This window comes from Bordetella sp. H567 (assembly GCF_001704295.1).
GTDB lineage: Bacteria > Pseudomonadota > Gammaproteobacteria > Burkholderiales > Burkholderiaceae_B > Bordetella_C.
On sequence record NZ_CP012334.1, the window covers coordinates 191145 to 211194 of the forward strand.

A 20050-nucleotide genomic window follows, 5' to 3' on the forward strand; every position below is an offset into this window, starting at 1 on the left:
TCCACCATGCAGCAGCATTTCATCGACAACCGCCCCGTGCCGTCATCGACCGGTGAGTTCATCCCTGTCATCGACCCGTCCACGGGCCAGGAATTCGACGCCATTCCGCGCGGCAATGCCGCGGATATCGACCGCGCCGTGACCGCGGCGCGCAAGGCCTACGAAGGTCCGTGGGGCGCCTTGACGGCGGCCGAACGCGGCCGCCTGCTGCTCAAGCTATCGCTGCTGGTCATGGACCACTTCGATGAACTGGCCGCCATCGAATCGCGCGATTGCGGCAAGCCGACGAAGCAGGCGCGCGCCGACGTCACCGCCATCGCACGCTACTTCGAGTTCTACGGCGGCGCGGCGGACAAACTGCACGGCGAAACCCTGCCCTACCAGAATGGCTATACGGTACTGACCCTGCGCGAACCGCACGGCGTGACCGGGCACATCGTGCCTTGGAACTACCCGCTGCAGATCTTCGGCCGCAGTGTCGGCGGCGCCCTGGCAGCCGGCAATGCCTGCGTCGTCAAGCCGGCGGAAGACGCGTGCCTCTCGGTGTTGCGCATCGCCGAGCTGGCCGCCGAAGCGGGCTTCCCGCCCGGCGCCATCAACGTGGTCACCGGCTATGGCCATGAAGCCGGCGATGCGCTGGCGCGCCATCCCGGCATCGACCATATTTCCTTTACCGGCTCGCCGGCCATCGGCATCCTGGTCACGCAGACCGCGGCGGCCAACCATACGCCGGTCACGACCGAGCTGGGCGGCAAGTCGCCGCAGATCGTTTTCGCCGACGCGGATTTCGACGCCATGCTGCCCGTGGTGATCAACGCCATCGTGCAGAACGCCGGGCAGACCTGCTCCGCGGGCAGCCGCCTGCTGGTGCAGCGCAGTGCCTACGAAGAAGTCCTGGAGAAAGTCGGCGCCGCCTTCGCCGCCCTGCGCACCGGCCCGGCCGGGCAGGACCTGGACTGCGGGCCGCTGATCCGCAAGACCCAGCAGGCGCGCGTGGCCGATTTCCTGGCCCAGGCGCGCGGCGACGGCATCGCCACGGTGGCCCAGGGCAAGCTGAGCGACGGCGCGCCGGCCGGGGGCTATTACCAGGTGCCCACGCTCTTGCGCGACGTGCCGCTGGCCCACCGGCTGGCGCGCGACGAAGTCTTCGGGCCGGTGCTGGCGGCCATTCCCTTCGACGACGAAGCCGACGCCGTACGCATCGCCAATTCCACCGATTACGGGCTGGTGGCCAGCGTGTGGACCCGCGACGGCGGACGCCAGCTGCGCATGGCGCGCAAAGTGCGCGCCGGCCAGGTGTTCATCAACAACTACGGCGCGGGCGGCGGCATCGAGCTGCCCTTCGGCGGCGTCAAGGCCAGCGGCCATGGCCGCGAAAAGGGCTTCGAAGCGCTGTATGGCTTTACCGTGCTGAAGACCATCTCGATCAAGCACGACTGAACGGGCCGGCCTTCATGCGCGGCGAAGGCCGGCCCGCCATTCGCATAGGTTGATGCAGGACGGCAACCGCCTGCAGCGTCGCCTGGCGATCAGGCCTCGTCTTCATACCAGACGCCGCCGGCCAGCATCATGCGATGATGCCCCTGTCCGGCCGGCATCATGGGATAGCAGTTTTCCTGTTCCGCCACGCAGACGTCCAGGAAATACGGCCCGCGGCTGTCCAGGCATTGCGCCAGCGCCGCGTCCAGGCCGGCGGGGTCGGAGACCCGCGCGGCATTCCAGCCGAAGGCCTTGGCCACGGCCACGAAATCCGGCAGCGAGGCGTTATAGCTGTGGCTGTAGCGCCCGCCATGGATCAGCTCCTGCCACTGCCGCACCATGCCCATATAGCCGTTGTTGCACAACACCACCTTCACGGGCGCATCGTGCTGGATCGCCGTTGACAGTTCCTGGATATTCATCAGTACCGATGCATCGCCGCTGACGCACACCACCGTGCGCGCCGGGTGGGCGATCTGCGCGCCGATCGCCGCCGGCAGGCCATAGCCCATCGTGCCGGCGCCGCCCGACGTCAACCAACGGTTCGGTCGATCGAACTTCAGGTACTGCGCCGCCCACATCTGATGCTGGCCGACGTCCGTCGACACGATGGCGTCGCGGCCCGCCAGCGCCGCGTCCAGGCGGCGCATCAGGTGCTGGGGCAGGATGGCATCGTCGCGCGGCGCCACGCGCAGGCAATCCTTGGCGCGCCAGCGTTCGATGCGGTGCCACCATGTCCGCAGCTGCGGGGCCGGCGGCGCGCGCTCCGCCAGCGCCTGGCGCAGGGCATCGACCAGCGGCAGGCAATCGCCCACCATCGCCACGTCCACGCGCACGACCTTGTTGATGGACGCCGGGTCGATATCGATATGGATCTTGCGCGCGTGCGGGCAGAAATCCGCCAGCCGGCCGGTGATGCGGTCATCGAAGCGCGCGCCCACGCAGACGATCAGGTCCGCATGATGCATGGCCAGGTTGGCTTCCACCGTGCCGTGCATGCCGAGCATGCCCAGGAAGCACGGATCGGAAGCGGGAAAGGCGCCCAGGCCCATCAAGGTCAAGGTGCAGGGCGCGCCCACATGGCGCACCAGATCGCTGAAGGCCGCGCATGCCTGGGGGCCGGCATTGATCAAGCCGCCGCCACCGTAGAACACCGGCCGCCTGGCCTGCGCGATCAGGTCGGCGGCACGGCGCGCCGCGCTGTGCGGCACCTTGAACGCGGTCTTGACGGCCTGGCGCCGCGCGCGCAGCGCCGCCACCCCGCGGCGCTCGTCGGCCGGCAGGGTGTCGTCCGGATCGGCCGGCAGGGCCTGCTGCACATCCTTGGGGAAATCCACCAGCACCGGGCCGGGGCGCCCTTGCCGCGTCAGGGCGAGCGCCCGCGAGACGGTATCCGCGACGGCCTCGACCCGCATGATCTGCGTATTCCACTTGGTGACCGGACGCGAGATGCCGATGGCGTCGCACTCCTGGAAGGCGTCGGTGCCGATCGCCGCCGTCGCCACCTGGCCGCTGATGCACAGCACCGGTATCGAGTCGCACATAGCGTCCAGCAGGCCGGAGGTCGTATTGGCCATCCCGGGACCGGAGGTGACCACCACCACGCCCGTGCGCCCCGTCGTCCGCGCATAGCCTTCGGCGGCATGCACGGCCGCCTGCTCGTGTCGCACCAGCACGTGGCGCAATCGAGGCTCCGCGTACAGGGCGTCGTAGAGCGGCAGCACCGCGCCGCCCGGATAGCCGAAGATGGTATCGACGCCGTGCGCGATCAGCGTCTCGAGCAGGATGCGTGCTCCGTTCGCGTGGGGGGGCGCGCCGCCGGCGTCGGCGCCATTCAATGCCTGGGAGGGAAGACGATCGTTCATGGCTGTCATCTTAGGGTGGAATGACCGGAATATTTATCCTGTTTTTCTCCGATTCCCGGGCAGATTAGGTAAATTAGTCCGAGAAAACCCGGAATTGAAGAAAATGCATCTGGACAAATTCGACCTCGCGATCCTGCGCGTGCTGCAGGACAACGCGCGGGCCAGCCTGAACGAGATCGGCGCCGCCGTGGGACTGTCGTCCACGCCTTGCTGGAACCGCATCAAGCGCATGGAAACCGCGGGCGTCATCCGTGGCTATACGGTCAACATCGATCCCGCCGCCCTGGGTTTCATGGACACCGTCATCGTCCACGTGACCCTGGAAAGCCACAGCGAGGAAACGCTGTACGAATTCGGCCGGGCGCTGGCCCAGATCCCCGAAGTGCTGGAAGCCTTCCTGGTTTCCGGCGACTACGACTACTACATCCGCATCGCGGTGCGCGATACGCGGGACTACGAGCGGCTGCTGCGCGAACAGCTCTATCGCATCCCCGGCATCCGGCACAGCAAATCCAGCTTCGTGCTGCGCCGGCTGAAGGAATCCATGCTGCCGCTGGCGGCCCCTGCGCCGATATAATCGCTAGGGCCTGTCAACGGTAGAAGCGTTGACAGGCCGTAGTCACTTCGCCCGATCGCGCGCGATCGGCTACTTACGTTGCCGCGACATGCGCGCGGCTCCTGGCTGGACATGACCGAAGCAACCTCCAAACCCTGGCACGTCGTGCGGCGTTCCAAGCTGCACGGCAACGGCGTTTTCGCCGCCCGCAAAATCCCGGCCGGCACGCGCATCATCGAATACGCCGGCGCACGAATCAGCGCCAAGGAAGCGGACCGGCGCCATCCCACCAACCCGGACGATCCCTTCCATACGTTTTTCTTCTCGCTCTCGTCCGGCAAGGTCATCGACGGCGGCGACAACGGCAACGACGCCCGCTGGATCAACCACAGCTGCGCGCCCAACTGCGAATCGCAGGAAGGCAGTTCCGGCAAGCGCGTGTACATCCATGCGGTGCGCGACATCAAGCGCGGCGAGGAACTGTTCTACGACTATGGCCTGGTGCTGGACGGCAAGATCACCAAGGCGATGAAAGAAGGCTACAAGTGCCTGTGCGGCGCGCCCGAGTGCCGCGGCACCATGCTGGCCTTGCCCGAAAAGAAAAAGAAGAAAAAGAAGGGCTAGGCGGCCGCAGCCCCGGGCCCCGTGCGTGGGAACGGCCGCCGCACGGGTTTGCCCCGGCCCGTTCGGCGGCGCCCCTTCCGCCGGCCATCCCGCCGTACTACGGGCTTTGTCCCTGCCGCGGACGCGGCCTTGGCGGCCGCCCCGGTCACGGCTGGCATACAATGCGTTCCATGCTGCCTAGCGGCGGCATGCAGTACGTCTTCAGGGCGGGGTGCAATTCCCCACCGGCGGTAGGCCACGCAACGTGGCAAGCCCGCGAGCGCCCGCGGTCCGGCAACGGTCGGCGGGGTCAGCAGATCTGGTCAGATGCCAGAGCCGACGGTCATAGTCCGGATGAGAGAAGATGTGCCGGCACACTTCCGTACCCCGCGCGCCTGTCGGCGCGCATGCGGTCTTGCGTTTGGCTGTCCGAGCCCTGGAACGTTTTTCGCCCAACTTTTCGCGAGAGCGTTTCAATGTCCGAACCTACTTCCACCCCCGCCATCGCGCCGGATCCCCGCACGCCGTCGATCTTCGCGCAACCCTTTCCCATGCGCCTGGCGCGCGCCCTGCATCACATGCGCCTGGGCCGCCCCGTCATCCTGCTGGATGACGACGACCGCGAAAACGAGGCCGACCTGATCGTCGCCGCCGACAAAATCACCGTTCCCGTCATGGCGCAGTTGATCCGCGACTGCAGCGGCATCGTCTGCCTGTGCCTGAACGACGAAACCCTGGAGACACTGGCCCTGCCGCCCATGACCGCGCGCAACGAAAGCCGCCATGGCACGGCGTTCACGGTCTCGATCGAGGCCCGCGAAGCCGTGAGCACCGGGGTCTCAGCCAAGGATCGCGTCACCACCATCCGCGCCGCCATCGCGCCGCACGCGCGCGCGGGCGACGTCGTGAGCCCCGGCCACGTCTTTCCGCTGCGCGCTCAAGCGGGCGGCGTCCTGGCGCGGCGCGGGCACACGGAAGGCTCCGTCGACCTGGCCATCCTGGCCGGCCTGCGCCCGGCGGCGGTCCTGTGCGAACTGATGAACGACGACGGCACGATGGCGCGCGGCGAGGCCATCGATCGCTACGCGGCCAAGCACGGCCTGGTCGCGCTCACCATCGCGGAGCTGGCCGACCATCGCCGCGCCCTGACGGCGCAACCGGGTGCCACGATGGAGCGCGAGCCGCAGGCCGCTTGAACCGCGCCTTACGTCCGCGACCCCAGGTCGCGGACGATGCGCGCCAGGCAGGCTTGCACATCCCCGGCCACGATGGTCGCGCTGCAGGCCAGCATCAGGTTCAGGTTCATTCCGAAGTCTTCGACCGTATAGCCTTCGGCATCGAGATGCATGCCGCCATCGGCCGACGTAGCGACCGCCACCTGCTCCACGATGGACGCCGCGACGGACGTATAGGCCCATACCGGTTTACCCAGCGCCACCGCATAGCCGACCTCGAAGGCCGTGCCGGAATCGGGCTCCGCGCCGCGAAAGGGATTCAGGTTGGCGATGACGCCATCCGCCTGCCGGATCAGCGCCACATTGGCGCGATAGATCCACGCCGCCAATTCGGGCCCGTCCAGGCCGGCGGGCCCCGCCTTGTCCAAGGGATACAGGCCCTGCAGCCCATACCGGGCACACAGGCGCTTCAGGTGCTCGCCATGCGCGACCGCATCCGGCCGGAACACGTCGTAGCCCGCCAGATAAAGCGTAAACGGCTTGGGTGCGGGCGAGGATGCAGGGTTCACTTCAACGCGGATGAAGGAAGGCGCCTAGAACATCGTGTTGCGGTTCGCCGGGTTTTCCGGAATATCCTGGCTGACATCCCAGTGTTCCACGATCTTGCCGTCCCGCAGCCGGAAGATATCCACGACGGCCTGCCCCGTATCCTCCGGCGACTCCTTCCACAGGTAGTGCACCACCACGAGATCGTCTTCGGCGATCATGCGCTTGATCTGCGCACTGGCCATGGGATGCTGTTCCAGGTAAGGCTGGTAGAAATCGGCCATGGTCGTCCCGCCATCGCCCAGATACGGATCGTGCTGGACCAGGTTCTTGTCGACGTACGTCTGCATGGCCTTGTCCACGTTCTTGTCCTGGAACAGCATGCGGAAGAATGCCGTCACCACCGCCTTGTTGTCGGCCGGCGCCGATTGCGCGGTGCCGCACAGGCATGCGGCCGCACAGAATAGAACGGTGGCGGCGAGGGGTTTGAGCTTCATGCGGATTCCGGACCCATCAATGGAAAGCAGGACGGCCGCCAGCGGGCGGGCGACGTGCCAGTGTAAACAAAACTTCAGCTCGCCTTCTCGCTCTGGCGGTTCTGGTAAACCTGTAGATGCGAATAGGCGACACGTAAATAGGGGGTGGCGATGCCGGTGGCGGCGCCCCGCGTGATCATATCGCCGACGATGTGGTCCGCCTCCACGCGCAGGCCCTGCCGCAGATCGCGGAACATCGATGCGGTAACCGGCGACTCCGTATCGGCGAACAGCTTGCGCGCCGCCGCGTCGGCCTGCGGCCGTACCCGGTAGCCCGAGGCCGCGGATACCGCCTGGGCTTCCTCCAGCAGTCCCAGCATGACGGCCTGGCCGTCCGCCGTCGATGCGATCTCGCCCACGGTGCCGCGCAACAGGCAGGTTCCCGCTGCCAGCGTGCACAGGAAAACGTATTTTTCCCAGCAGTCCTGGTGGATGGTATCGCTCAGGCGGCAAGAGAAATCGACCTGGGCCAGCGCCCGCTCCAGCGCCACGCAGCGCTCGCTGCGCGGTTCCCCGGCGCGCTCGCCAAACACGAAGCCCGCGTACGAACCCATGTGGACGATTTCGCCTTCCGGCCCCAGCGTCGCGTTGATCTGGCACAGGCCGCCCAGCACCCGATGTGCCCCGAAGCTGTAGTCCAGCACGTCGTAATGCGCCATGCCGTTCATGATGGGCAGCACCACGGATCCCGGCCCCACAGCCGGGGTGATGGCCGTCACGGCGCTGGCCAGGTCGTAGGCCTTGCAGCTGAGGACAATGACGTCGTAGTGCCCGCCCAGGTCGTTGGCAGTCACGATCCGGGGCCGCACGGTGGCGTCGCCGCGCGGGCTGCGCAGGCGCAATCCCTGTTCGCGCAGGGCCGCCGCGCGCGGTCCGCGCACCAGGAAGGTGACGTCGACGCCGGCCTGTGCCGCGCGTCCGCCGAAATAACCACCCGTGCCGCCGGCACCAAGGAACAACATGCGCATCTTTTTCTCCGTCCAGGGGCGCGCGGCGCGGGCCCGACACCGCCAGGGCCGCATTATGCCGAAGATGGCCACCGCGCAGCGGCGGCGTGGCCGCGCCCCCGCGCTTACGATGCATCGGCGTGCTTGACGTACCGCTGAACGCCCGTGCGGGCCAGGCTTGCCGTGACCTTCCCGGCGCGGGGGCCGGCGTGTTGGCCGTCCTGAAGACGGCGCGCGGCATGGCGGCCCGCCGGCCAAGCGCGGGGCCGCCCGTCAGTCGAAAATCTCGTGCCAGAAGGACTTCTTGCGATAGCCTCGGCCATGGCCACCTTCGTAGCGCCGATCGTGGCCCTCGTAGCGTCGGTCGTGGCCCTCGTAGCGTCGATCGTGGCCCTCGTCGCGATAGGGTCGGCCGGGGCCTTGTGGCTGCGGCGCCGGCGGCGCGGCCTGGGGGGTGGCGGACTCCTGGACGCTGCGCTCGATCAGCTTGTCGAGCTCGCCACGGTCCAGCCAGACGCCACGGCATTGGGGGCAATAGTCGATCTCGATGTTCTGGCGTGAGGACATCACCAGATCGGGTTCTCGGCAAGTGGGACATTTCATGGCGGTCTCCTGACGTTTTGCTGAACGAAAGTAGACCGGTGTCCGGCGCGATGGTTCCCGCAACGATGGTGGCGGCCTCAGGAAGCTGGCATCAGCGCGCCCGATGCCAGACCTTGCTCACGGCGCGGATCGCCGCCCAGGCAACCCATCGGCCGCTGGTCAGGCGCGCGCGCGGCAACCGCCGCATCACTTCGATGGCGATCCCGCCGCGCCGGTGCCATTCACGCTTGCGCACCTGGCTGTCCGTGCGGCGGCCTTCCAGCCAATCGAACTTGCGCAGGCCCGGCTTGTACACCGGGGGCACGTTGAAGATGAGGATATACGCCAGGCGCGGGCTGTCGGAGGTATTCGGTCCGGTGTAGTGCAGCGTGCGCATGTCGTGCACGGTGCACCCGCCGGCCGGCAGCGGCACCGGTACCGCGCTCGCCCGAGGGAATTCGTCGCAGCATTCCAGGGGATGCAGGCTCTTGTCGTTGCCCGGCGAACGGTGCTTGAGCACGTCATAGCGGTTCGAACCGGGAATGAACTGCATGCAGCCGTTGATTTCGCCCACGGGCTGCAGCGGCAGCCACACGCTCAGCTCGCGGTACTCGAAATCCGGGGAACGAAAGGCCTCGTCCTGGTGCCATGGCGTTTCGGGACCGACGCGCGCGGGCTTGAGCAGCGCGTGCTCGCCGTACAGCGCGGCGTCCGGTCCCAGCAGCTGGCGTGCGATGGCCAGGGCGCGCCGGTGAAATGCGGTCTTCAGCAGCTCGGGTGCGTAATGCGATGGATCGTGCAGGCTGGGAAAGGTCTGCGGCTTGTTGGGATCGTCGCGGCTGGCGAAGTCGTACTGCGCGCCCTCCTCGTATCCCACTTTGTTCTCGAACATCCGCATCAGGATCTGGCGTATCCGCGCCACCTCGTCTGGTGGACATATCTCCTCCAGGGAGATGTATCCCCGTGCTTTGTATTGGGCCGTCGTTTCTTCCGGAAGAAGGTAGTCCTGTTTCACAATCACGCTCCACGCTGGTCAGACACCCCCGCCAGCCTTGCGGTTAGCGGCTATGTATGGATAAGGTATCTTTTGCAAGGCGGAGCAACTATCGCTCGTGATTCCTAGGACGTACGCCCCTCGGTGCTCATGCATAGTGGGGAGAAGCGCGGCGCCGCCGCGCCGCACTGTGCCGCTTTCGGGCGAGACGCTATAGCGGAGTGGGACGCGCGCCGCCGCCCGGATGGGTGACCAGGAAGCTGAACAGGCGGGCGCGCACCGCCTCGAGTTCGGCGGCGGCTTCCGGCGCCGCAGCGCCGTGCGGCCCCGTCCAGGCGAGCGCGCGATCGCGGGACTCCCGGATGACGGGCACACCCGCCGCGCGCAGGCGGCTGGCATAGGCGCGGCCCTCGTCGCGCAAGGGGTCGTCCGGGCCGCTCAGCAAGAGCAGGGGCGGCAAGCCGGCCAGCCGTGTTCCCGCCAAGGGCGTCGCATAGGGGTGGCTGGCATCGCAGGGACAGGACAGGTAGCCGCGCCAGCCGCCGGCCCATTCCGTGCCCGCCGGGGTTCCTTGCGCGCAGCGCACGGAGGCCGTGCCCATGCTGGCATCCAGCATGGGCGAGAACAGGATCTGGCCGTCCACCGGCGGGCCCAGCCGGTCGCGCGCCATGAGCGCCACCGCCGCCGCGATGCAGCCGCCGGCTTCCTCGCCCGCGACGAACAGGGCCGCGCCCTTGCCGCCCAGCCGTTGGCGATGCTGATGCACCCATCCCAGCGTGGCGTAGGCGGCCTCCACCGCCGATGGAAAGGGATGGTGAGGCGCAAGCGGATAATCCACCGACAGCACCACCGCGCCGGCATCCGCCAGCAGTTGGGGCACCAGGGACGGACTATCGACGGAGCCCGACACGAAGGCCCCGCCGTGGAAATGCACCACGAGCGGAGTGGCCCCGGCCTGCGCGCGCCGTCCGTAGAAACGCACGCGGTGCGGCGGAACAGCCCCGGTGGACGAGGCGGAGGAGGGGGAGGCGCCGCCGTGGCGGGTCGTGCGCCGCGCGGCGATATCGGGATGACAGGACATGACGATCAGCCGGTGCCCCCGGGAAGTCCGGCGGGGCGTATCAAGGATGGTGCAAGCATAAGAAATGCCCGCGTGCGGATAAACCGCCCCGCCATGACTTAATAAGTTACCCGCGACGACTAATGCACGCGCATGGACGCCCGCGTGGTATGGAAAAATAGCGCGTTTCACGTCGACTCGCGTCATGCATCATGCCTGATCCCCACATCGAGACCGTCTTCGTCCAGATCCGCGGCAAAGTCCAGGGCGTAGGCTTTCGCATGGCGACCGTACGCCGCGCGCACATGATCGGCGCCACCGGCTGGGTGCAGAACCTGGGCGACGGCTCGGTCGAAGCCATGGTGCAGGGCACGCCGGACCAGGTCGACCAGATGCTGGAATGGCTGGGCCGCGGCCCGCCGGGCGCCGTGGTCAGGGACGTGACGTCGCGCCGCGAATACACCGAGAAGCGCTACCGCCATTTCCAGCAGCTATAGGCCAGGGCCTGTTAACGCTAGAAGGCGCTAGGGCACGGCGGCGCCGCGTTCGCGCACGATGCGGCGCAGGGCAGACACGAACAGCTGCGCGGAGCGCGACAGCGGCGTATTGTTGGGCAGCAGCATCTGCGCCTTCACTTCGGTGCTGGGCCGATAGCGCAGCGTCACCACGCCGTGGTCGCGCGGCGCCCACAGGTGAAAGGGGTCGATAATGGCCGCGCCGGCGCCGGAGCGCGCCAGCGAACACGCCACCGATGTCAAGGTAACTTCCATGGCGATGCGGCGCACCACCCCTGCGCGCCGGAAACTGTCTTCGATCAGCGCGCCCAGCGGCTGGGTCTTGCCGAAGGAGATCAGCGGATAGGGGGCCAGGTCCGCCGGCGTCACGGACTGACGTTCGGCAAGGGGACTGTCGGGATGCACTACGCAGACCAGCTCCGCGGCGCAGACGTCGCTGATGCGCCCCTTCACCATGCGGCCGTCGCGATGATGCAGTGGAGACAGCCCCAACCCGAAATCCACGCGTTCCTGCACGACGTTTTCGAACACACCCAGGTTGTCCACGGTGAATACCGATATCTGGATATGCGGCCAGGATTTCTGGAATTCCGCGATGGTAGGCGACAGCAGATTGTCCGCCAGCGTGGGCACCGATGCGACTTGCACGGTGCCCACCGTCATCTCGCGCATATCGTCCATCAGCCGGTTGACGCGCTCGATGCTGTCGAAAATGCGGTTCAGCTCGGCCAGGATGACCTGCGTTTCGCGCGTGGCCTGCAGCCGGCCGTGCTTGCGCACGAAGAAGGGGAAGCCCGCCTGCGTGGCGCAGTCGCGCAGCATGAGGCTGATGGCCGGCTGCGAAATGCCGAGGGCGGCTGCGGCCTCGGTCACGGACCCGTGCACGCTGACGGCACGGATGACCTCCAACTGGCGGACGGTAAGCGACATCCTGTCTCCTCCGGCATAAGGCGGGCTTATGTGGAAATTAGTTCGCCCCAATTGATTTTATCTACCCCGCTCCCTATTCTGGTCCGCAAAACCAGGCGCCGGTGAAAAAACTGTCCGGCCGCGGTCCCGGCAAACGTCCCAGCAAGGGCGCATGGCCAGGGACGGCCGGGCCACCGAATGGCGCGCCAAGAGGAGACAAGCATGGCGAACCCCATGAGGTGCGGCGCATGAAGATCGTGTCCGTCGCCTCCGAAGTCGTGTCGCTGCCCTTCGACATGGGCGGGCCGTACCAGCGCTTTGCCGGCGCCTTGTGGGACCGGCTGGACATCCTGCTGGTGCGCGTGGAAACCGAAGACGGCCTGGTCGGATGGGGAGAGGCCTTCGGCCACGCCGCCATCCCCTCCACGCGCGCCGCGCTGGATACCATCGTGGCGCCGCTGGTCATCGGCCGGGACGCCGGCGACATCGCGGGACTGACGCGTTCGGTCCTGCATGCCACCCATCTGCTGGGCCGCAACGGCGCCTACGTCTTCGCCTGGTCGGGCATCGAAATCGCCTTGTGGGATTTGCTGGGCAAGCGCAGCGGCCTGCCCGTGCACCGCCTGCTGAGCGCGGCCCCCTGCGCGGACCTGCCCGCCTATGCCAGCCTGTTGAACTACAGCGACGACGCGCTGGTGGCGCGCAATACCGCGGCGGCGGTGGAGCGGGGCTACCGCCACGTCAAGCTGCACGAGGTCACGCGCAGCGCCGTGCGCGCCGCGCAGGCCGCGGGCGGCAGCGACACCGCGATCATGCTGGACACCAATTGCGCCTGGGACGTCCCCACCGCGCTGGCCATGGCCGACAGCCTGCGCGGCGACAACATGTACTGGCTGGAAGAACCGGTATGGCCGCCGGAGGACACGCATGGCCTGGCCCGCGTGCGGCAACGCGGCATTCCGATCGCGGCCGGCGAAAACGTCGCCGGGCCGCAGGGCTTCCTGCGGCTGCTGGAAGCGGACGCCCTGGACATCGCCCAGCCCAGCGTCATCAAGATCGGCGGTATCGGCGAATGCATGCGCGTGGCCACGCTGTGCCAGATGCATGGCGTGCAGACCGTGCCGCATTCGCCGTACTTCGGCCCGGGCTTCATCGCCACGCTGCATATCGCCGCCGCGCTGCCCAACAAGCCGCTGATCGAAGTCCTGTGGCTGGACATGGAAGCCAATCCCTTCGATCCCTGGGTGCGCCCGCGCGACGGCCGCGTTGCCGTACCGCAGGGGCCGGGCCTGGGCTGCGACCCGGATCCCGAGGTGCTGGCGCGCTACCGCGTCGGCGAACGCCACATCATCCGGGAGAAGCACGCATGAAAATAGAACGCCTGGAAACCCGCGCGCTGTCGCTGCCGCTGGAGCGCCCCATCGAAAGCGCGCTGGGCTCGATACGCGGCTGCGGCGTGGTGCTCGTGTACGCCTATACCGACAGCGGCATCGTGGGCGAGAACATCGTCTTCACGCTGAACGACCGGCGCACCGGCGTGCTGCGCCACATGGTGGACGAACTGGCCGACCTCGTGGTCGGGCGCGACGCCGGGCATATCGCAGGCTTCTGGGCGCGCGCCTGGAAGGACATCAATTTCTTCGGCCACAAGGGCGTGCCCGTGATGGGCATATCCGCCATCGACGGCGCGCTATGGGACATCGCCGGCAAGGCCTCGAACATGCCGCTGTACCGCCTGCTGGGCGGCGCGCGCGACCGCATGCCCGCGTATCACAGCGGCGGCCTGTGGCTGGACCGCGATATCGACGCGCTGGCGCGCGAAGCGCAGGACATGGTGGCCCAGGGCTTCAAGGCCGTGAAGCTGCGGCTGGGCATGCCGGACCCGCGCCAGGACGCCGAGCGCGTGCGTGCGGTGCGCCAGGCCATCGGCCCCGGCATCCGCCTGATGGCCGACGCCAACCAGGGCCTGAACGAGGCGCAGGCGATCCGCCTGGGACGCATGCTGGAGGAATACGACCTGACCTGGTTCGAGGAACCGCTGCCCGCCTGGGACCTGGAAGGCGTGGCGCGCGTGGCGGCGGCGCTGGACACGCCCATCGCCAGCGGCGAAACCGAATACACGCGCTATGGCTTTCGCGGCATGCTGACGCTGCGCAGCGCCGACATCCTGATGCCGGACCTGCAGCGCGTGGGTGGCGTCAGCGAATTCATGCGCGTCGGACACATGGCGGAAAGCCACGACGTACCGGTCTCCAGCCACCTGTTTCCCGAAACCAGCATCCAGGTGCTGGGCGCGCTGGCCAATGCCATCTACCTGGAATACATGCCCTGGTTCTCTTCGCTGTACCGCGAACGGCTGGAATTCGTCGACGGCGAGGCGGTGGTGCCCGAACGGCCGGGCTGGGGCTTCACGCTGGACCCGGCGCGCATCGCCGAACTGGAAAACGCGCGGCGCTGACACGGCGCCTCGCACCCACGCATTTTCTCCTGGCCTCTTCAAGGAAAGACCATGCCTCTATCGCGTCGCAATTTCGTCCTGGGAACCACCGGGATACTGGGTGCGTCGGCCATCGGCGCGCCGCGCTTCGCCAGGGCGGCCAGCGAGCCGCTGCGCATCGGCTGGCTCGCCGCGCTGACCGGCCCCAGTTCGGCGCCGGGGGTGGGCTTTGACCGTGGCGTCAAATTCGCCGCGGATACCCTGAACGCCGCGGGCGGCGTCAAGGGCCGCAAGATCGAGATCGTCACTCGCGATACGCAAGGCGATCCGACCAAGGCGGTGAACGCCACGCAGGAGATGATCAACTCCATCAAGGTGGACGCCATCTGGGGCCCGACCAATTCCGGCGAGTCCCTGGCGGTGACGCCCATCATGGCGCGCGCACGCATGCCGAACATCCATCCCTGCGTGATCGACAGCCTGATCGACCCGAAGAAGTTTCCCAACGCCTTTCGCATCGCGCCCTCCAACGAGCAATGGGACGACGCGACGCGCAACTACTGCCTGAAAGTGCTGAAGGCGAACAAGATCGCGGTGATCGGCGACACCACCGGCTACGGTGTCAGCGCGCTGAAGGCCAGCGTGGCCAACTTCAAGCGCGACGGCGCCGAGGTGGTCTACAGCAACAACATCGACGCCACGCAGCCCGATATGACGCCGGACATGACGCGGGCGCGCAATGCCGGCGCCGAAGTCATCGTCATCTGGAGCGTGTCCACCGGCATGGAAGCGCGACTGTTCAATGCGCGCGGCGAAATGGGCTGGGACGTGATCTTCGCCGGCCACCCTTCCATGGCATCCGGCGAAATCCGCGGCCTGCTGGCCAAGCCGCAGAACTGGGACAAGGTCTACGCCGTGGGCTATCGCAGCTGCAGCTACGACGCGGGCGGCAAGCTGCCCGCGCGCTCGCAGGAATTCGTCGACAAGGTGCAGGGCAAGGTGAACCTGGACGACACGCTGTTCTGGTGGGTCACCGCCGGCTACGACGCCGTGCAGATGGTGGCGAAGGCAGTCCAGGAAAGCGGCGCGTCGTCCAAGGACATCATCGCCTACTGGAACAGCCTGAATCCCTATCCCGGCTACTTCGGCAACTACGCCTACTCGCCCGAGCAGCACAACGGCTATCCGACGCCCGATGTCGTCATGTCGGCCGCCAATTCCGCCAAGCACGGCACCTTCGCGCTGGCACCCGGCTACGCCTGAGCGCGGGAGGACGCACGATGCTCGGCTCCATCATCGCATCCGGCTTGGCGATGGGCGCGGTCTACGCGCTCATCGGCATCACCTACAACACCATGTTCGCCACCTCGCGCGTCATGAGCTTCACCGCGGGACAGCTGGGCATGCTGGGCGGCGTGCTGGGCTCGCTGTTCATCGTGAAGCTGGGCCTGCCCCCTTGGCTGGGCTTCATCGCCACGCTGGCCGGATGCGCCGTGATGGGCGTGGTGACCGAACTGGTGGCGGTGCGGCCCGTGCTCAAGAGCCTGGACCAGCATCTGTACGTGCTCTCCACGCTGGCCCTGGCCCTGATGGTGCAGCAGGTCACGGCGATCGGCTGGGGCACGGAGCCGCAGCCCTTCCCGCGCCTGTTCGGCCTGGGTTCGGGCGTGACGGACGAGAAATTCTGGCTGCCCGTCATCGCCTGCGCGCTGGTCGTGCTGGGCCTGGAATACCTGTACCGGCGCACGCTGGTAGGCATGGCCTTCCTGGCGGTGGCCGAGGACAACTTCGCGGCGCGCGCGCTAGGGCTGCCGGAACGCCGCCTGCGCGTGTGGAGCTATGTGCTGGCGGCGATCATCGGCGGCATCGCGGGTTTCGCCAGCGGGCAACTGATGCTGGCCTTCTTCGCCAACGGCACGCTGCTGAACTTCTACGGCTTCGTGCCGGTGGCACTGGGCGGCCTGGGCAATAACCGCGGTGCGCTGGTGGGCGGGCTGGCGCTGGGCCTGTTCCAGCAGGCGGCGAACTTCACGGTGGGCGGCGTGTTCGCGTCGATCGCGGTCTTCGTGCTGTTCATCGTCGTGCTGCTGGCGGTGCCGCAGGGCCTGTTCGGCAGCTCGACTGCGCGGAGGGTGTGATGGCGGCGGACAGCGAACTGCATGGACAGGGGCACGGCGGCGTCGGGGCGGCAGCCGCGCGCGGCGAGGGCGACAGGCGGCCGGAAAACCGCGGGCCGCGCGTCGCGGTGCCGCGCGCCGACGGCCGATCGGGCGGCACACCGGCCTGGCGCGCCGTCTGGCCTTTCCTGGCGATCTTCGTACTGGCCGCCCTGCTGCCCGCCAGCGGCAACACCTACTGGACAGTGATCGCCACGCGCGCGGCCATCTACTGGATCCTGGTATCGGGCCTGAACCTGGTGGTCGGTTTCGCCGGGCAGCTGGCGATCGGCTATGTCGCGCTGCTGACCCTCGGCGCCTACATCACCAGCGTGCTGGCGGCCGGCAATGTGCTGCCGGCCCTGCCGCCTTTCGCGGCGCTGGCCTGCGCGGGCGTGGGGGGCGGCATCTTCGGCCTGATCGTGGGCTTGCCCGCGCTGCGCCTGCGCACCTTCTATTTCGCCATGGCCACGCTGGGCTTCGCCACCATCGTCACGCAGATCGCGCTGGCCTGGCAGGACGTGACCGGCGGCGGCATCGGCCTGGCCGGCCCGGCACTGCCCGCGCCCTTCGATACCGAAATGGGGCTGTACTACCTGTGCCTGGCCATCGCGGGCGTCTGCACGGTGCTGACGTCGAACGTCGCGCGCAGCCGCTACGGCCGCGGCCTGATCGCGGTGCGCGACGCGGAAGTCGCGGCCGAGGCCAGCGGGATTTCCAAGGTCAGGCTGCTGTCGCTGATCTTCGTGCTGGCCGGCGTACTGGCGGCGGTGGCCGGCGGCCTGTTCGCATCGCTGCAAACCTACATCACGCCGGACGCCTTCACCTTCGACCTGTCGGTGCTGTTCTTCATTTCCATCCTGATCGGCGGGCGCGGCTCCATCCTGGGTCCGCTGCTCGGCACGCTGATCCTGACCGTGCTGCCGGAGATCGCCGCGCCGCTGGCCGCGTGGTCCAACTTCCTGTACGCGCTGATGCTGCTGGTCATCGTGCTGGCCGCCCCGGGCGGCATCGCGGCGCTGCTGGATTTCCGCAACCGCCGTCCGCTGCCGGCCGATCGGGCCATCGTGCCCAACCCCACGCTGCTGGGTCAGCTGGCGACGCCGGTGCCGGCACGCGGCGGTATCGCGCTGCGGGACATCGTGCTCAGCTTCGGCGGCGTGCGTGCCATCGACGGCCTGACGCTCACCATCGCGCCCGGCCGCATACATGGACTGATCGGCCCGAACGGAAGCGGCAAGACCACCACGCTGAACGTCATCTCCGGCTACTGCACGCCGGAGGCCGGCACGCTCACACTGGACGGCGCGCCGCTGGCCCTGGGCCGGCCGCTGCTGCGCGCGCCGCACGGCATCGCGCGCACCTACCAGACGCCGCGCATCATCGGCGAGGCGTCCGTCCTGCAAAACGTGATGATCGGCGGCACGCTGCAAGGCCGCGCATCCTTCATCGAGACGCTGCTGCACCTGCCGCGCCAAGGCCGCGACGAAGCGGCGCTGCACGAGGCGGCGCGCACCGCGCTGCGTATCGTCGGCCTCGGCACCGTGGCCGACGTGCGCGCCGACCGCCTGCAGCACAGCGAGCTGCGCTTCCTGGAGATCGCCCGCGCGCTGATGCTGCGGCCGGCCTTCCTGCTGCTGGACGAACCGGCGGCCGGGCTGGCCGCGGAAGAAATCCGCCGGCTGGGCGAGCTGATCCGCCATATCAGCCGGCAAGGCACGGGCGTATTGCTGGTGGAGCACCACGCCGACCTGATCTTCGATATCTGCGACCACGTCACCGTGCTGAACCTGGGCCGCATCCTGGCCGACGGCACGCCGGCGCAGGTGCGCGAACACAAGGAGGTGGTCAGTGCATACCTCGGAGGATAACGGCCAGGCCCTGCGCGCCACCGGCCCGCTTGCCCCTCCCCGCGGCACGCCGGCGCCGCACGGCGGCGCGGATCGCGCCGCCATGGATGACGCCGCTCCCTTGCTTGCGGTGCGCGGCCTGGACGCGGGCTACGGCAAGATCGGCATCCTGCACGGCATCGACCTGGAGGTGGCCGCCGGCGAGATCGTCGCCATCCTGGGACCGAACGGCGCGGGCAAGAGCACCCTGATGCGCGCCATATCGGGCCTGCTGCCGCTGAACGCCGGCAGCGTGACCTTCGGCGGCGTCGACCTGAGTCGCGCCACGCCGCGCGATGCCGCGCGTGCCGGGCTGGTCCATGTCATCGAGGGGCATCGTGTCTTCACGCAGCAAAGCGTCATCGACAACCTGATGCTGGCGGGCTACGATGCGCCGCGAGCGGAACGCAAGGCGCGCGTGGAGGAAGCCCTGGCTTTCTTTCCGGAGATCGCGGCCAAGCGCCAGGATCGCGCCGGCGCGCTGAGCGGCGGCCAGCAGCAGATGCTGGTGGTCGCGCAAGGCCTGGTGAAGCGGCCCCGCTTGCTTATCCTTGACGAACCGTCCGCCGGCTTGTCGCCCGTGCTGGTCGACCGTGTCCTGACGGTGGCCGCACAACTGCGCGAGCGAGGCACGGCCATCGTGCTCGTGGAACAGCTGGTGGAAAAGGCCCTGGCCCTGGCCGATCGCGTCTATGCCCTGGCGCAAGGCCGCATCGCCATGCAGGCCGGCACCCGCGAACCCGGCCTGGCCGCGCGCCTGGAGCGGGCCTATTTTGGAGACCATGGCCGTGTGGCAGCCCAGTGAACGCTATCCCGATCCGCGCATCGAAGTCATCGATCCGCGTTTTTCCCGTTACGTGCTTTTCGCGGCCGCCGTCGAGAAACTCGGCGATGGCATGCGGTGGGCGGAAGGGCCGGTGTGGTTCGGCGACGGCCGCTATCTGCTGGTCAGCGATATCCCGAACAACCGCATCATGCGCTGGGATGAAGCCACCGGCGCGTTCAGCACCTTCCGCCAGCCGTCGCGCAACGCCAACGGCAATACGCGAGACCTGCAAGGCCGCCTGGTCAGTTGCGAACACGAAGGCCGTCGCGTCACGCGGACGGAGCATGACGGCAGCATTACGGTGCTGGCCGACAGCTACCAGGGAAAGCGGCTGAACTCGCCCAACGACGTGGTGGTGAAATCGGACGGCTCGGTGTGGTTCACGGACCCGCCTTTCGGCATCGCGGGTTGGTACGAGGGGCTGCCAGGCAAGCAGGAACTGCCTGCCCAGGTGTATCGCTGGGATCCGGACAGCGGGGAGCTCGCCGTGGTCATCGAGGGCGCGCATGGCCCCAACGGGCTGTGCTTCTCTCCGGATGAAAGCATCCTGTACCTCGTGCAGTCGCGCGCCACGCCGCATCGCCTGATCACGGCGCATGACGTCAGCGCGGACGGGCGTACGGTGGATAGCGCCGGCCGTGTCGTCATCGACTGCGGACCGGGGACGTCCGACGGCATACGGTGCGACGTGGACGGCAATCTGTGGTGCGGCTGGGGCATGGGATCGGAGGAGCTGGACGGCGTCGCGGTGTTCGCGCCCGATGGCCAGCGGATCGGGCATATCCATCTGCCGGAACGGTGCGCGAATCTTTGCTTCGGTGGGGTGAATCGGAACCGGCTGTTCATGGCGGCGGGGAAGTCGCTGTATGCGCTTTATGTCAATACGCAGGGGGCTACGGTGAGGCGCTGAGGCGTCGGCTTTCCTTTCGGTCGGCGCGTTGGGGCCTTTCGAAATTGGCATGGATAATTGCGGGT

The 20050-nt window shown here is 67.9% G+C and carries 20 protein-coding genes and 1 riboswitch; of the genes, 12 read left to right on the top strand and 8 right to left on the bottom strand.

Annotated features, from left to right (window positions below):
• The first annotated feature begins 6 nt into the window (after positions 1–6).
• Complete coding sequence (locus AKI39_RS00900) at positions 7–1440, top strand: aldehyde dehydrogenase family protein (RefSeq protein WP_066631580.1); 1434 nt, start codon at positions 7–9, stop codon at positions 1438–1440.
• A gap of 89 nt (positions 1441–1529) precedes the next feature.
• Here AKI39_RS00900 and ilvB read toward each other — a convergent pair whose 3' ends face one another.
• Positions 1530–3353 carry a biosynthetic-type acetolactate synthase large subunit gene (gene ilvB / locus AKI39_RS00905; RefSeq protein WP_145925165.1) on the bottom strand — a complete coding sequence of 608 codons (1824 nt, stop codon included), beginning with the start codon at positions 3351–3353 and terminating at the stop codon, positions 1530–1532.
• Positions 3354–3447: 94 nt separating this feature from the next.
• Here ilvB and AKI39_RS00910 point away from each other — a divergent pair, with 94 nt between their 5' ends.
• The 3 genes from AKI39_RS00910 (at position 3448) to ribB (ending at position 5699) form a co-directional block, all read left to right on the top strand.
• The gene (locus AKI39_RS00910) at positions 3448–3921 is read left to right on the top strand and encodes an Lrp/AsnC family transcriptional regulator (protein ID WP_066631583.1); all 474 of its coding nucleotides are present in this window, start codon (positions 3448–3450) and stop codon (positions 3919–3921) included.
• A 111-nt stretch (positions 3922–4032) separates the two neighbouring features.
• On the top strand, positions 4033–4524 hold the full coding sequence (locus AKI39_RS00915; protein WP_066641909.1) for an SET domain-containing protein: 492 nt from the start codon (positions 4033–4035) through the stop codon (positions 4522–4524).
• A gap of 193 nt (positions 4525–4717) precedes the next feature.
• Positions 4718–4873: riboswitch (FMN riboswitch) on the top strand.
• A gap of 106 nt (positions 4874–4979) precedes the next feature.
• A complete protein-coding gene (gene ribB, locus AKI39_RS00920) occupies positions 4980–5699 on the top strand; it encodes a 3,4-dihydroxy-2-butanone-4-phosphate synthase (protein ID WP_066631585.1) in 720 nt (239 codons plus the stop codon).
• Between the two features lie 8 nt (positions 5700–5707).
• Here the strand turns inward: ribB and AKI39_RS00925 are convergent, their stop codons facing one another.
• The 6 genes from AKI39_RS00925 to AKI39_RS00950 all read right to left on the bottom strand — a co-directional run bounded on the left by AKI39_RS00925 (position 5708) and on the right by AKI39_RS00950 (position 10364).
• A complete protein-coding gene (locus tag AKI39_RS00925) occupies positions 5708–6247 on the bottom strand; it encodes a nucleoside 2-deoxyribosyltransferase (protein WP_066631587.1) in 540 nt (179 codons plus the stop codon).
• 24 nt (positions 6248–6271) lie between these two features.
• Positions 6272–6721: a nuclear transport factor 2 family protein gene (locus AKI39_RS00930; protein WP_066631588.1), complete on the bottom strand. Its 450-nt coding sequence runs from the start codon at positions 6719–6721 to the stop codon at positions 6272–6274.
• Between the two features lie 74 nt (positions 6722–6795).
• Positions 6796–7728, bottom strand: a complete 933-nt coding sequence (gene panE / locus AKI39_RS00935) for a 2-dehydropantoate 2-reductase (protein ID WP_066631590.1) — start codon at positions 7726–7728, stop codon at positions 6796–6798.
• Between the two features lie 252 nt (positions 7729–7980).
• Positions 7981–8310: a TFIIB-type zinc ribbon-containing protein gene (locus AKI39_RS00940; RefSeq protein WP_066631592.1), complete on the bottom strand. Its 330-nt coding sequence runs from the start codon at positions 8308–8310 to the stop codon at positions 7981–7983.
• Between the two features lie 91 nt (positions 8311–8401).
• Positions 8402–9304 (bottom strand): phytanoyl-CoA dioxygenase family protein, encoded by a 903-nt coding sequence (locus tag AKI39_RS00945; protein ID WP_066631594.1) that lies wholly within the window; start codon positions 9302–9304, stop codon positions 8402–8404.
• Positions 9305–9494: 190 nt separating this feature from the next.
• Positions 9495–10364, bottom strand: coding sequence for an alpha/beta hydrolase (locus AKI39_RS00950; protein ID WP_066631595.1), 870 nt, complete (start codon positions 10362–10364; stop codon positions 9495–9497).
• Between the two features lie 191 nt (positions 10365–10555).
• Between AKI39_RS00950 and AKI39_RS00955 the strand changes: the two genes are divergently transcribed.
• On the top strand, positions 10556–10840 hold the full coding sequence (locus AKI39_RS00955) for an acylphosphatase (RefSeq protein ID WP_066631597.1): 285 nt from the start codon (positions 10556–10558) through the stop codon (positions 10838–10840).
• 27 nt (positions 10841–10867) lie between these two features.
• Here the strand turns inward: AKI39_RS00955 and AKI39_RS00960 are convergent, their stop codons facing one another.
• Positions 10868–11788, bottom strand: a complete 921-nt coding sequence (locus AKI39_RS00960; RefSeq protein ID WP_066631599.1) for a LysR family transcriptional regulator — start codon at positions 11786–11788, stop codon at positions 10868–10870.
• A 227-nt stretch (positions 11789–12015) separates the two neighbouring features.
• Here AKI39_RS00960 and AKI39_RS00965 point away from each other — a divergent pair, with 227 nt between their 5' ends.
• Genes AKI39_RS00965 through AKI39_RS00995 form a run of 7 tightly spaced genes read left to right on the top strand, consistent with a single transcriptional unit; the run spans position 12016 to position 19985 of the window.
• A complete protein-coding gene (locus AKI39_RS00965; RefSeq protein WP_066631601.1) occupies positions 12016–13137 on the top strand; it encodes a mandelate racemase/muconate lactonizing enzyme family protein in 1122 nt (373 codons plus the stop codon).
• Positions 13134–14225, top strand: coding sequence for a mandelate racemase/muconate lactonizing enzyme family protein (locus tag AKI39_RS00970; RefSeq protein ID WP_066631603.1), 1092 nt, complete (start codon positions 13134–13136; stop codon positions 14223–14225). Before AKI39_RS00965 ends, AKI39_RS00970 begins: the two co-directional genes overlap by 4 nt.
• Before the next feature lie 51 nt (positions 14226–14276).
• Complete coding sequence (locus AKI39_RS00975; RefSeq protein ID WP_201258538.1) at positions 14277–15467, top strand: ABC transporter substrate-binding protein; 1191 nt, start codon at positions 14277–14279, stop codon at positions 15465–15467.
• A gap of 17 nt (positions 15468–15484) precedes the next feature.
• Entirely contained in the window at positions 15485–16342 is an 858-nt protein-coding gene (locus AKI39_RS00980; protein ID WP_066631605.1) for a branched-chain amino acid ABC transporter permease, read from the top strand.
• Positions 16342–18231, top strand: coding sequence for a branched-chain amino acid ABC transporter ATP-binding protein/permease (locus tag AKI39_RS00985; RefSeq protein ID WP_083228553.1), 1890 nt, complete (start codon positions 16342–16344; stop codon positions 18229–18231). Before AKI39_RS00980 ends, AKI39_RS00985 begins: the two co-directional genes overlap by 1 nt.
• The gene (locus tag AKI39_RS00990) at positions 18212–19054 is read left to right on the top strand and encodes an ABC transporter ATP-binding protein (protein WP_235610719.1); all 843 of its coding nucleotides are present in this window, start codon (positions 18212–18214) and stop codon (positions 19052–19054) included. The genes AKI39_RS00985 and AKI39_RS00990 overlap by 20 nt, the downstream gene beginning before the upstream one ends.
• Positions 19032–19985 carry an SMP-30/gluconolactonase/LRE family protein gene (locus tag AKI39_RS00995; RefSeq protein WP_066631607.1) on the top strand — a complete coding sequence of 318 codons (954 nt, stop codon included), beginning with the start codon at positions 19032–19034 and terminating at the stop codon, positions 19983–19985. The genes AKI39_RS00990 and AKI39_RS00995 overlap by 23 nt, the downstream gene beginning before the upstream one ends.
• Positions 19986–20050 lie beyond the last annotated feature (65 nt).